Raw genomic sequence first — 13,519 nt, 5'->3', positions numbered from 1 at the left:
CTCCATTAGTGAGTAAGACTTTTTAATCTAGATGTTGCTAGCTGTGCAATGGTTCTCTTATACTTTTGTAAACGATAGGTTATCCGCATCCCTATTAATAGGAGGAACACGAATGTGACGTACCATGAGCAGCAGGACTTACAACCGTTCCATCTCTATTTTGTATATAAAAGAACAAGTACAAATACAGACGACTATCAAGGTACATTCCATGCTCATCAGGGTGTTGAAATTCTTATTGTTCATGAAGGTAAAGGGACGCTGATTATTGATCAAAATAGCTATGAAATAAAGCCAGGGATGATTTGTATTTTCCAGCCGTATCAACTGCATCATATTCAAATTGAAATCAACGAAGATGTTCCTTTTGTGCGTTCAATTGTGCATTATGAACCCAGCATATTTAAAGCTTATTTTGACAAGTGGCCCATCCTACAAAGCTTTTTTAATCATATTCACGGCGGCAATTCTGCCTCACCCCGATGGTATGAACAGCAGGATCTGCAATCCCTGATAGCTCTTTTGAAGGATCTAGATGAAGCGCTTGCAACTTTGCTCAAAAATGATTTCATGGAAGAGGTCTCATTGTTTCTCATCATGTTCCTACGTGCTTTAAAGCCGCTTTGGGATATACAGCAGAAGCCGACCTCCATGGAACAATTGCTCCGTAAACCACATCAGGCAGAACGTATTATGGAATGGCTGCAGTTGCATTACAAGGAACCTTTGCGGCTCGATCAAATGAGCAAGGATCTACATCTTTCGCCCCATCATTTATCCCACTTGTTCAAGGAATGTACAGGCAGCAGTATTTCCGATTATTTAACGGTCAAAAGAATGCAGGAAGCCGTTCATCTTCTGACTTCAAGCAAATACACGGTTTCGCACATCGCCGAGGAAGTGGGGATTACAAATTGCTCTCATTTTTGCAAATTATTCAAAACCCATTTCGGCACAACACCTAATCAATTTCGGAAGCAATGGCATATGCATCATTGAGTTGTAGCACCTCCCATCCACCGCATTCCTTGATAACATCATATCAAGTTGGTTCGGAAGCAAGTATTCGCATCTTGTGCAAAAATGCCGCTACTTTGCGATTTACACCTAATTGTAAGTTGATTTCAAGTAGTGGAAATCTAGCACTTTACATTTACTGGATTCCGGAGCACAATAATGAGTGAGCGCTCACTCATTATTGTTATAGAGAGCACTCTGTAACACCATTTTGTATCCCAGACTATTCAGAATCGAGGAGATGAATATGGGTTCGGAAGTTCCAGTCATTTCAGTGAGCCATGTTAGTAAAGCCTTTGGAAACAAACAGGTGCTCGAGGATATTTCGCTTCAAGTGGTGGGCGCGGAAACCTTCGGCATACTAGGGCCCTCTGGCTCTGGAAAAACAACGCTAGTAAAGCTGCTTACAGGTATCGATGAAGTGACCTCAGGTGAGGTAAAGGTGCTTGGTGTCACCATGCCTAAGTTATCCATGTTGCAGCAAATTGGATACATGGCTCAATCCGATGCCCTATATACGGAACTCAGCGCAAAAGAAAATCTGGAGTTCTTCGCTGCGCTATATGGACTAAAAGGTGCGGAGCGCGGCAAACGCATCAAAGCTGTTATGGAACTAGTAGATCTTCAGGAGCATCTGCGCAAAAGAGTAGATCAATACTCTGGCGGAATGAAACGCCGCCTATCCTTGGCAATTGCGCTGCTCCATGAGCCTCCGCTACTTCTTCTTGATGAACCAACAGTTGGTATCGATCCTGTGCTCCGACTATCCATCTGGAAAGAACTAAAAGCGCTGAACGGGAAAGGTACCACGATTGTACTCACTACGCATGTCATGGATGAAGCTGAGAAATGTGATCGACTCGGAATGATCCGTGATGGCAAGCTGCTTGCCGCCGACACACCTGCCGGACTGCTTGAAGCCACTGGCTCAGCTTCTATTGAAGAAGCCTTTCTATATTATGGAGGTGTTCGTTCATGAGAATCCGGGCGATCACCTTACGAATTTTGCGACAATTTATTCATGATAAAAGAACGATGGCATTAATGTTCATTGCACCGCTCCTCGTTCTAAGTTTAATGAGCTTGGTATTCAACGGGGATGCCTATGAGCCAAAAATCGGAGTATCCGGTGTGCCACTAAATATCTCAGCTGCGATAAAAGAAGAAAATACCACAATTAAAGAGTATGCCAGCGAAGAGCTAGGGAAAAGTGCTCTAGTAGAAGGAAAGATTGACGCTTTGATCACTTTGGACGGAAACGTTGGGAATTCAGGAGTCATCCCTCAAGTGTTGTTAGAAGGTAGCAACCCTACAGCCAACAAGGCGGTAATTATGACGCTTCAAAAGCTTTCTCAGAAGCTTCTTCCAAGTACAAAGGAACAGCTGCAATTACAGCCCCAGATCAGCTACTTATACGGTTCTGAGAATATGAAGACGATTGACCGCTTCGGTCCGATTATGATTGGCGTATTTGTTTTCTTTTTCGTATTCCTGATTGCCGGTGTTTCTTTCCTGCGAGAGCGGACTACAGGCACCCTTGAACGTTTACTTTCTACTCCTTTAAAAAGATGGGAGATTGTACTCGGGTATGTATGTGGCTTCGGCATTTTTACCGTATTCCAAGCGCTGTTGATCTCGTGGTTTTCCATTCAGATTCTTGGCATTATGATGACAGGAAGCTTTGGTTACGTAATGTTGATCACCTTACTCCTGTCGATGACTGCACTGACGCTGGGCACGCTATTATCTGCTTTTGCAGCCAACGAGCTACAGATGATTCAGTTCATCCCGCTTATTATCGTGCCACAAGTTTTCCTCAGCGGACTGTTCCCACTCGACACCCTACCGCTGTGGCTACAGCGCATCGGCTACGCAACCCCAATTTATTATGGATCAGAAGCGCTTATGAACATCATGATCCGTGGAAAAGGATGGAATTCCATCGCTCTGGATGTCTACGTGCTGATCGGATTCTCACTATTATTCATGGTGCTGAATGTATTGGCACTGCGCAAACACCGGAGAATGTAGCCTCACTAAGAACTTTCATCGGTTGAACGGAATGAACCAAGTTTGGAGGATAATTGTAATGAAGGAACACGATTCTGCGGAACAAAATATAGAAGAGCAGTGGATTGAAGAGCTGCTGGCCATAAGTGAAGACGATAAACTGACACCTAAGCAGATCTCCATTTTGCATGCGGCGATTGAGGTGTTCTCCGAAAAAGGATACGCTGCTGCTGCGACTAGTGAAATTGCTCAAAAGGCAGGCGTAGCAGAGGGAACGATTTTCCGATATTACAAAACCAAAAAAGATTTACTGCTGTCCATCATTGGCCCCACCATGAGTCGTATGCTCGCTCCTTTTGTACTGCGGAATTTCAACGGGGTACTCGATGTTCCCTATGACAGTTTCGAAGAATTCCTACGGACGTTTATCGTCAATCGTCTAGAGTTCGCCCGTAGGAATTTTAAAATTCTAAAGATTCTGATACAGGAAATTCCTTTCCAACCGGTGCTCAGAGAACAGTTCGCAGAAAATATTCTAGGCAAGGTGCTGGAGCGCGTCATCGAAATTGTTGAGCACTTCAAGGCAAAAGGTGAAGTCATTGAATTACCCACACCCGCTATTCTACGCTTCACTATTTCATCCGTTGTAGGATATGTGCTTAATCGCCTGCTGCTGCAGCCGGAGAAGGACTGGAACGACGAGGAAGAGATTAACCTAACGATCCGTTTAATAATGCACGGGATTAGTGGAGTAGCAGCCCCTATTTGATGCGCACGCCCGTTCTGTTATCATAAGGACTATATAATGTCGGACTTTTGGAAGAACATGTTACGAGGAAGGAATTATGTTATGGGCTTTAGTGTGAAAGAACGGGTAATTAAGTTGCTGTGCGGCAAGTCTATTTTTGAAAAAGGATTGGCTTATTACCAGTCTGGAAGCGTCGATATCATTGATATTGACGAACGTAATGAATCCATCCCAGATCTGCCCCGATCTCGTTATGAAGCGCTCGTTCAAGGGGGCATTGGCTACGAAGTCACTGTAGTCATCGATATCGACGGTGATGTCACGGCAGAGTGTACTTGTCCCGCTTACTCGCATGGAGGGCCTTTCTGCAAACATATCGCAGCTGTACTGATCTGCATTGATGCCCTTGAAACTGCTGGTGAACGGCCAGATTATACTGGAACTTCTCACCTATCTGCTATTGAAGATACTGGAGTCTTAACCCCACGTAATGTTACGGATTCTACGCGAGACATGGGAGGAAGGTCCAGAGACCAGCATCTTGTGAGCAACCTGCTAGGCATGTTCAGTAACCATAAGTCGCGTCCGAGCGGTACTGGAGCTTTTGTGGATAATAGAACTCTGCTAAATGTAGAATTCATCTGCAAGCCATTCAATTACAGCTATAGCACTACCATGCTGGGTATAGAAATAAAAGTCGGCTTAAAACATATATATATCGTTCATAAAATAAGAGGTTTTCTGGAACGTGTACACCGTGGAGAAACCTTCGAATTCTCGAAGCATTTCGTCTATGACCCTGCCATTCACAGCTTTCGGAAGGAAGATAACATCGTTCTTCAGAAGCTAATTGAAATTGTCTTAAATGAAAAAATGTATCGCGATAACATCACTAACTACTCTCCATATGGTGGGAACCTGGGGGGAGATCGCTTGCTGGCTATCCCTCCTTTTTTCTGGGAGACGCTTCAGCCCGCACTTTCAGAGGTTTCGTCGGTATATCTGCAACAAGAAGAGGTATTGTACGAAGGCATTCATATGTCTAATGAAGCTCCCCCCCTTAGCTTTGCGTTCGAGCAAGCCGAAGGTGAAGGATACCATCTGGATATTCAAGGACTGGAGCAAATCTCAGTTCTGGAAGACTACGGACTCGTGCTGTCTGAAGGTAAGCTGTTGAAGCTAACTGCTCAGGAATGCATACGCCTATCTGAGATGAAAAAAATGCTGGAATCCTCTCGTCGAGATGGCATCGATATTGCCCCCGAACAAATGGAGCCTTTTATGGACAAGGTTATTCCTGGCCTGAAAAAACTGGGAAACGTGCATATCGCCGACTCTATCGCTGATCGAATTGTGCAACACAAGCTTATAGCGAGGCTCTATCTGGACCGTGTGCGAGATCGACTGCTCGCCGGGCTAGAGTTTCAGTATGGTAACATTATCATCAATCCTTTGGATGAAAAAGCCCATGTTCGCGGTACGGACTTGATTCTTATACGCGACGGTGAAGGAGAGGCCCGAATTCTGGAGCTGATGGAGCATGAATCCTTCGCCAAAACCGAAGGCGGGTATATTATGACGGATGAGGACGGTGAGTACGATTTTTTATACCACACGATTCCGTTGCTTGAGCCACTACTAACGGTCTATGCGACCACCGCTGTTAAAGAAAGACTGTTCACGGGAACCACGCCACCTAAGGTAAGCATTAGTTGGAATGAGAAAACCGACTGGCTTGATTTTAAATTCGACATGGGTGGTATTCCCGAAACTGAGATTGTGATGGTCTTAAAATCACTTCAGGATAAACGTAAATACTACCGCTTGCCCGAAGGGGCACTGCTACCGCTGGAGAGCGAGGAGCTCCAAGAAATCATCACCTTTATGAACGAGATGGGCATTCGAGAAGGTGAGATTAAAGGTGTGCAATTCTCTTTACCAGTCGTTCGTGGGTTACACTTAACCTCTGCTGATTCTCAAAGTGACTCAGTCAAGCTGAGCAGATCCTTTAAAAGGTTACTTGCGAATATGCACAATCCTGAGAACCTTGATTTCCCTATACCAGAGAGTCTGGCTCCCGTGCTCCGGGATTATCAGCAGTATGGATTTCAGTGGCTGAAGACGCTTGCCCATTACCGTTTCGGGGGGATTTTAGCGGATGATATGGGTCTTGGCAAAACGCTGCAGAGTATCGCTTTTCTGCTCTCCGAGCTTCCGGATATTCGACAGAGTGGTCTGCCCGCTCTTATTGTCGCTCCTGCCTCTCTCACCTACAACTGGCATAATGAGCTTAAAAAGTTCACGCCTGAGATTAAGGCTGTTATTGCAGATGGAAACATAACGGAACGCGGTCGAATTTTAAAAAATGCAGCGAAGGCGGATGTAATCATCACCTCTTACCCACTGCTTCGCAGAGATGTTCAGTTGTATGCTAAGAAATCTTTTCATACCCTGATTCTCGATGAAGCGCAAACCATAAAGAACCATACTACTCAAACCGCCCAAGCTGTAATGGCTCTTCAGGCAAGGCATCGTTTTGCACTTACTGGAACTCCTGTTGAGAATGCGCTAGAAGATCTTTGGTCCATCTTCGGCACTGTGTTTCCTGGGCTGTTTCCAGGTAAGAAGGCTTTTCACGATTTGCCCAGGGAAACTATCGCTAAACGGGCACGTCCCTTCTTGCTGCGGCGCTTAAAGAGTGATGTATTAAAAGAATTGCCTGAGAAAATCGAATCACTCCAAGCCTGTGAGCTATTCCCTGAGCAGAAGAAGTTATATGTCGCTTATCTCGCCCGTTTGAAAAAGGAGGCGCTTAAGCATTTGACCCAGGATAGTTTCGGTAATAATAATCGGATTAAAATCCTTGCTGGTCTCACTCGTCTGCGCCAGCTATGTTGTCACCCGGCTCTATTTGTGGATGGGTATGAAGGAAGCTCTGCCAAGTTCGAGCAGCTGTTTGAAATCATAGAGGAATGCCGCAGTTCGGGCAAACGTATGCTAGTATTCTCCCAGTTCACAGAAATGCTCGGTTTGATTGGACGTGAACTCGGATATCAAGGTATTCCATATTTTTACCTAGACGGTCAAACGCCTGTGTCTCAGCGGGTAGATTTATGTAATCAATTTAATGAAGGAGAGCGGGATATTTTCCTGATCTCCTTAAAAGCTGGCGGAACCGGACTCAACTTAACAGGGGCAGATACTGTAATTCTATACGATCTATGGTGGAACCCTGCCGTCGAACAGCAAGCAGCGGATCGGGCTCACCGAATCGGACAGAAAAAAGTAGTTCAAGTCATTCGGCTCGTCACCCAAGGTACGGTGGAAGACAAAATGTATGAGCTGCAACAGAAGAAAAGGAACTTGATCGATGAGGTAATTCAGCCAGGTCAGGAAGGGTTGTCTACCCTTACCGAACAAGACATCCGAGAAATTCTGATGATTTAAATAAAGGGATATCCTCTAGCCATACGGCTTTTGGGATATCCCTATTTCTGTATTCATCATTATACGATGGTAACTCCTGCACTACCGTACCCGGCAATCGTTGTCGCAACGTCGACTCCATCTATGACTGATGCACTAAAGACTAATAATAAGCGTTCTCCAAGAGTCACAGGGATACTCAAACCTGTGGTTGTTCCCGAGCTAATCGTACCAAGAGCAAGTATTCCTTGTAGGGAAGGACTTAATGTTACTACAGCCCCAGGTACTGCTGTAAAGATATTATTAGGTGTAGAAGAACTAAATAAACTAGCTGTTATTGATAATGTAGAACCCAATAAACTAAGTGCAGTTGTAGTGCTGAAATAGGCCGCTAAAGAGGTAATCGTTCCGGTGCGTGGAACGGAGAATGCAAAGTTCAACAAGGTTCCAGCCGCACCTGTAAGATCTATCGTACCGCCAGTAACACTTATATTGGTTGCACTGCTTCCGAATCCTATGATACTCGAAGTATTCAATAAGCCTCCCAATACAGTTGTCATGGCTACAGGAAGGCCCGAAGCATAAGGAATGATTGCACCTGAACCAGCAGGCCCGGTCGCTCCGGTTACGCCTGCACTTCCCGTCGCTCCAGTTGCTCCGGTGGCTCCTGAATAACCTATATTTTCACCATACAATTCAGAGTAGACTAGCCGATGAGCAGTCACTAATTGGCCTGTGCTGCTTTTCCCCCAAACTGAGACTTGAATTGGATCGTCTAATACAATAGGTGTTGTGAATACAAATTCGAATGAATCAAAATTCGCATAATAATCTTTCGTTAATACTTCATTAGGTCCCACAGTATAAAGCTCACTAATATAGAGTGTTCTTGTACCGTTCATATAATATCCTTCGACTTGAATCAACGACACAGTGACATCACTCTGATTAACAAGTTTAATAGTAACAAGCTGAGTGGGTCTTTCACCGCTTACCAGATTGTTTTCTATAGGTCCAGTAGATAAATAACTCAAGTTCTCAACTCCTATTATTTTAAAATAGATTGCCTACAACAAGATTGTCATGCAAAAAAATTCTGAAGCCTATTATATTTTTAAAAGTAAAATTTACGGCTCTTAATAGTAATATTCTTATCCCGTATTAATGTGTGGACATCCAACAAAAGCTACTGCTACACATATTGAATATTTTAAAAGGATCTGGAAATATATTAATATTCATAGATGTAAATCTCAGGAGCAGTACTCCGTTCTGCCCACAACTTGTCCCGTTAACAAAAAAGAGGATAGCTCAGGAAGCCATCTTACGGCTACTGAGCATCCTCTTTTTTCACAATCAAACTCAGAGATAAATTTACGTCAATTCATGAACAGACCAAACTATACCCGAAGTATTGGCACCGCCCAGATTCAAAGGAACCGTCAAGCCATTAGAAACATAGAACAAGCCGATAACATCACCTGCTGTTAGTGCAAATTCTCCAGCCAGCGTTACAGTCCCATTTCCCAAAATTGCTCTCAAAGTTAGAACAAGCGCAACATTCACATCCAACACAGGAAATAATCCACTTACCAGATTTGTTGAAGTAGGAGAAGTTCTTTGAACTACAAAAGCTGGATTGATCCCACTGCCAAGACTAATTGAGATTGAGGCAGTTGTGGAATAGTTAATGGTCGCTTCAATAGAATATCTCCCCGTTGTCGGAACTGTGTAATTTCCCGTAACTGGGTTAAAGGAAGGATCAGTATAGAAAGGAGAAGCCACAGACCATCCCGTCAGTTGGGAAGAAGTAGAAACTGACAAAGATGACAGGAACGCAGAGAATCCCTCAGCTTGAATGTTCGGACCTGTTGCTCCTGTCGCTCCTGTTGCTCCGGTCACTCCGTCTGCTCCCGTTGCTCCTGTTGCTCCGGTCACTCCGTCTGCTCCCGTTGCTCCTGTCACTCCAGCTACTCCCGTCGCTCCTGTCACCCCGTCTGCTCCTGTTGCTCCCGTTACTCCTGTCGCACCAGTCACTCCAGCTGCTCCCGTCGCTCCTGTCACCCCGTCGGCTCCTGTTGCTCCCGTTACTCCTGTCGCACCAGTCACTCCAGCTGCTCCCGTCGCTCCTGTCACTCCGTCTGCTCCTGTTGCTCCTGTTGCTCCTGTCGCACCAGTCACTCCAGCTGCTCCCGTCGCTCCTGTCACTCCGTCTGCTCCTGTTGCTCCTGTCGCACCAGTCACTCCAGCTGCTCCCGTCGCTCCTGTCACTCCGGTTGCTCCCGTTGCACCAGTTACTCCAGCCGCTCCCGTCGCACCAGTCACTCCGTCCGCTCCCGTTGCTCCAGTCACTCCAGTAGCTCCCGTTACTCCTGTCGCTCCAGTCACTCCTTCGGCTCCTGTTGCTCCTGTCACTCCAGCTGCTCCCGTTGCTCCTTTCACTCCAGCTGCTCCCGTCGCTCCTGTCACTCCAGCTGCTCCCGTAGCTCCTGTCACTCCGTCGGTTCCCGTCGCACCTGTCACTCCAGCTGTTCCCGTTGCCCCTGTCACTCCAGCTGCTCCCGTTGCTCCTGTCACTCCAGTTGTTCCCGTCGCTCCTGTCACTCCGTCTGCTCCCGTTGCTCCTGTTGCTCCTGTCGCACCAGTCACTCCAGCTGCTCCCGTTGCTCCGGTCACTCCGTCTGCTCCCGTTGCTCCTGTTGCTCCTGTCGCACCAGTCACTCCAGCTGCTCCCGTCGCTCCTGTCACTCCGGTTGCTCCCGTTGCACCAGTTACTCCAGCCGCTCCCGTCGCACCAGTCACTCCAGCTGCTCCCGTCGCTCCCGTTGCTCCAGTCACTCCGTCCGCTCCTGTCACTCCGTCGGCCCCTGTTGCTCCTGTCGCTCCATCCGCACCCGTCGCACCAGTCACTCCAGCTGCTCCCGTCGCTCCGGTCACTCCGTCGGCCCCTGTTGCTCCGGTCACTCCATCCGCACCCGTTGCACCTGTTGCTCCAGTCACTCCGTCAGCTCCCGTTGCTCCGGTCACTCCAGTAGCTCCCGTTGCTCCAGTCACTCCGTCCGCTCCCGTTGCTCCGGTCACTCCAGTAGCTCCGTCGGCTCCCGTTGTACCAGTCACTCCGTCGGCCCCTGTTGCTCCTGTCACTCCGTCGGCCCCTGTTGCTCCTGTCGCACCAGTCACTCCAGCCGCTCCCGTCGCCCCGGTCACTCCGTCTGCTCCCGTCGCTCCTGTCACTCCAGCTGCTCCTGTTGCACCAGTAACTCCATCGGCTCCCGTTGCTCCAGTCGCACCATCGGCTCCTGTTGCCCCAGTCACCCCATCTGCTCCCGTTGCTCCAGTCGCACCATCGGCTCCTGTTGCCCCAGTCACCCCATCTGCTCCCGTTGCTCCTGTCACTCCTGTCACTCCAGCTGCTCCTGTTGCACCAGTAACTCCATCGGCTCCCGTTGCTCCAGTCGCACCAGTCACTCCGTCGGCTCCTGTTGCTCCTGTTGCTCCTGTCGCTCCATCCGCACCCGTTGCTCCAGTCACTCCGTCGGCCCCTGTTGCTCCTGTCGCCCCGGTCACTCCGTCAGCTCCCGTTGCTCCGGTCACTCCAGTAGCTCCCGTTACTCCTGTCGCTCCAGTCACTCCGTCGGGCCCTGTTGCTCCAGTCGCTCCATCCGCACCCGTCGCACCAGTCACTCCAGCTGCTCCCGTCGCTCCGGTCACTCCGTCGGCCCCTGTTGCTCCTGTTGCTCCTGTTGCTCCAGTCGCTCCATCCGCACCCGTTGCACCTGTCGCTCCGTCGGCTCCCGTTACTCCAGTCGCTCCGTCGGCTCCCGTTACTCCAGTCACTCCATCGGCTCCCGTTGCTCCAGTCACTCCGTCTGCTCCCGTTGCTCCAGTTACTCCGTCTGCTCCCGTTGCTCCTGTCACTCCAGTCGCTCCCGTTACTCCTGTCGCTCCATCCGCACCCGTTGCACCTGTCGCTCCAGTCGCTCCTGTCACTCCGTCGGCCCCTGTTACTCCTGTCGCACCAGTCACTCCAGCTGCTCCCGTCGCTCCGGTCACTCCGTCTGCTCCTGTTGCTCCTGTCGCACCAGTCACTCCAGCTGCTCCCGTCGCTCCAGTCACCCCGTCGGCTCCTGTTGCTCCCGTTACTCCTGTCGCACCAGTCACTCCAGCTGCTCCCGTCGCTCCAGTCACCCCGTCGGCTCCTGTTGTTCCTGTTACTCCTGTCGCACCAGTCACTCCAGCTGCCCCCGTCGCTCCTGTCACCCCGTCGGCTCCTGTTGCTCCCGTTACTCCTGTCGCACCAGTCACTCCAGCTGCTCCCGTCGCTCCGGTCACTCCGTCTGCTCCTGTTGCTCCTGTTGCTCCCGTTACTCCTGTCGCACCAGTCACTCCAGCTGCTCCTGTCACTCCGTCGGCTCCTGTTGCTCCTGTCGCACCAGTCACTCCAGCTGCTCCCGTTGCTCCGGTCACTCCAGTCGCTCCCGTTACTCCTGTCGCTCCTGTCACTCCGTCGGCCCCTGTTGCCCCGGTCACTCCGTCTGCTCCCGTCGCTCCGGTCACTCCTGTCGCTCCAGTCACTCCGTCGGCCCCTGTTGCCCCGGTCACTCCGTCGGCTCCCGTCGCTCCAGTCACTCCAGCTACTCCCGTCGCTCCGGTCACTCCTGTCGCTCCAGTCACTCCGTCGGCCCCTGTTGCCCCGGTCACTCCGTCGGCTCCCGTTGCTCCTGTTGCTCCTGTTGCTCCAGTCGCTCCATCCGCACCCGTTGCACCTGTCGCTCCTGTTGCTCCAGTCGTTCCATCCGCACCCGTTGCTCCAGTCACTCCGTCGGCCCCTGTTGCTCCTGTCGCCCCGTCGGCTCCTGTTGCTCCTGTTGCTCCAGTCGCTCCATCGGCTCCCGTTGCTCCTGTCACTCCGTTGGCTCCTGTTGCTCCTGTCGCACCAGTCACTCCAGCCGCTCCCGTCGCCCCGGTTACTCCGTCGGCTCCCGTTGCTCCTGTCACTCCGTCGGCTCCCGTTGCTCCTGTTGCTCCAGTAGCTCCATCCACACCCGTTGCACCTGTCGCTCCATCGGCTCCCGTTGCTCCTGTTGCACCTGTTGCTCCAGTCACTCCGTCCGCTCCCGTTGCTCCGGTCACTCCAGTAGCTCCCGTTACTCCTGTCGCTCCAGTAGCTCCGTCGGCTCCCGTTGCACCAGTCACTCCGTCGGCCCCTGTTGCTCCAGTCGCTCCAGTCGCTCCATCTGCTCCAGTCGCTCCATCCGCACCCGTTGCACCTGTCGCTCCAGTCGCTCCGTCGGCTCCCGTTACTCCAGTCGCTCCAGTCACTCCAGCTACTCCCGTTGCTCCGATCACTCCAGTAGCTCCCGTTGCTCCAGTCACTCCGTCAGCTCCCGTTGCTCCGGTCACTCCAGTAGCTCCCGTTACTCCTGTCGCTCCAGTCACTCCGTCGGCCCCTGTTGCTCCGGTCACTCCGTCTGCTCCCGTTGCTCCTGTTGCTCCTGTCGCTCCGGTCACTCCGTCTGCTCCCGTCGCTCCAGTCACCCCAGCTACTCCCGTCGCTCCGGTCACTCCTGTCGCTCCAGTCACTCCGTCGGCCCCTGTTGCCCCGGTCACTCCGTCGGCTCCCGTTGCTCCTGTTGCTCCAGTAGCTCCATCCGCACCCGTTGCTCCAGTCGCTCCATCCGCACCCGTTGCTCCAGTCACTCCGTCGGCCCCTGTTGCTCCTGTCGCCCCGGTCACTCCGTCGGCTCCCGTCGCCCCGGTCACTCCAGCTGCTCCTGTCGCACCAGTCACTCCGTCGGCTCCTGTTGCCCCTGTTGCTCCAGTCGCTCCATCCGCACCCGTCGCACCAGTCACTCCAGCTGCTCCTGTTGCTCCAGTCACTCCATCGGCTCCGGTTGCACCTGTCGCTCCAGTCGCTCCATCCGCTCCCGTTGCACCTGTTGCCCCAGTTACCCCTACCGTTGCTCCTAGTAATTCAGAATGGACTAGTCGATGAGCAGTCACGATTTGACCCACATTATTTTTTCCCCATACTGACACTTGGATAGGATCATCTACCAGGCTTAAAGTCGTAAATATAAATTCAAACGCATCAAAGTCCGCATAATAATCTTTTGTTATAGCTTGCTCAGGCATAACGTTAACAAGCTCACTAACATATAAAGTTCTTGTCCCATCCATATAATATCCTTGAACGAGAACCGTAGAAGAAATAACATCGCTTCGGTTATCGATTTTGATCGTAACATGTTGAGTAGGTCGTATACCTCCCACCATGGTATTATCTATCGGCCCGGTAGATAAATAGCTCAATTCTCA

Annotated in this window: 7 protein-coding genes; 5 read left to right on the top strand and 2 right to left on the bottom strand. The window is 50.3% G+C overall.

What is annotated here, in order from left to right; translation table 11 throughout:
* The first annotated feature begins 114 nt into the window (after positions 1-114).
* The 5 genes from L1028_RS19470 to L1028_RS19450 all read left to right on the top strand — a co-directional run bounded on the left by L1028_RS19470 (position 115) and on the right by L1028_RS19450 (position 7,222).
* Positions 115-999: a helix-turn-helix domain-containing protein gene (locus tag L1028_RS19470; protein ID WP_234538067.1), complete on the top strand. Its 885-nt coding sequence runs from the start codon at positions 115-117 to the stop codon at positions 997-999.
* Positions 1,000-1,264: 265 nt separating this feature from the next.
* Positions 1,265-1,996, top strand: coding sequence for an ABC transporter ATP-binding protein (locus L1028_RS19465; protein WP_234538064.1), 732 nt, complete (start codon positions 1,265-1,267; stop codon positions 1,994-1,996).
* Positions 1,993-3,048: an ABC transporter permease gene (locus L1028_RS19460; RefSeq protein ID WP_234538061.1), complete on the top strand. Its 1,056-nt coding sequence runs from the start codon at positions 1,993-1,995 to the stop codon at positions 3,046-3,048. Before L1028_RS19465 ends, L1028_RS19460 begins: the two co-directional genes overlap by 4 nt.
* 58 nt (positions 3,049-3,106) lie before the next feature.
* The gene (locus L1028_RS19455; RefSeq protein WP_234538058.1) at positions 3,107-3,796 is read left to right on the top strand and encodes a TetR/AcrR family transcriptional regulator; all 690 of its coding nucleotides are present in this window, start codon (positions 3,107-3,109) and stop codon (positions 3,794-3,796) included.
* 81 nt (positions 3,797-3,877) lie between these two features.
* Positions 3,878-7,222, top strand: a complete 3,345-nt coding sequence (locus tag L1028_RS19450) for a DEAD/DEAH box helicase (protein WP_234538055.1) — start codon at positions 3,878-3,880, stop codon at positions 7,220-7,222.
* A 59-nt stretch (positions 7,223-7,281) separates the two neighbouring features.
* Here L1028_RS19450 and L1028_RS31340 read toward each other — a convergent pair whose 3' ends face one another.
* Positions 7,282-8,235, bottom strand: a complete 954-nt coding sequence (locus L1028_RS31340) for an exosporium glycoprotein BclB-related protein (RefSeq protein WP_279306885.1) — start codon at positions 8,233-8,235, stop codon at positions 7,282-7,284.
* A 340-nt stretch (positions 8,236-8,575) separates the two neighbouring features.
* Entirely contained in the window at positions 8,576-13,513 is a 4,938-nt protein-coding gene (locus tag L1028_RS19440; protein WP_234538022.1) for a beta strand repeat-containing protein, read from the bottom strand.
* Positions 13,514-13,519 lie beyond the last annotated feature (6 nt).

It is taken from the genome of Paenibacillus pseudetheri (assembly GCF_924513355.1).
Taxonomy (GTDB): domain Bacteria; phylum Bacillota; class Bacilli; order Paenibacillales; family Paenibacillaceae; genus Paenibacillus_AQ; species Paenibacillus_AQ pseudetheri.
This window is presented reverse-complemented; position numbering and strand designations above follow the sequence as displayed.